1 tRNA gene is annotated in these 339 nt (G+C 54.0%); it reads right to left on the bottom strand.

Annotation, left to right across the window (positions count from 1 at the left end):
- Position 1: 1 nt before the first annotated feature.
- Positions 2-75 (bottom strand) — tRNA-Pro (locus SAY88_RS24820).
- Positions 76-339: the final 264 nt, after the last annotated feature.

Genomic DNA, 339 nt, shown 5'->3' with positions numbered 1-339 from the left:
GTCGGGAAGACAGGATTTGAACCTGCGACCCCCTGGTCCCAAACCAGGTGCTCTACCAAGCTGAGCCACTTCCCGTAATTGCAAAAATAAAAATGGCGCGCCCTGAGAGATTCGAACTCCCGACCTTTTGATTCGTAGTCAAACACTCTATCCAGCTGAGCTAAGGATCCTTGCAAATAGTGGCGGAGGGAGTCGAACCCACGACCTCACGGGTATGAACCGTACGCTCTAGCCAGCTGAGCTACACCGCCATAACATTATAATATTTGGTGGAGCCTAGCGGGATCGAACCGCTGACCTCCTGCGTGCAAGGCAGGCGCTCTCCCAGCTGAGCTAAGG

Origin of the sequence: Halalkalibacter flavus, assembly GCF_036663575.1 — a bacterium.
In the GTDB taxonomy this organism is placed as follows: domain Bacteria; phylum Bacillota; class Bacilli; order Bacillales; family Bacillaceae_D; genus Halalkalibacter; species Halalkalibacter flavus.
Note: the sequence above shows the minus strand (reverse complement) of the source record. Positions and strands in the feature narration are given on the sequence as shown.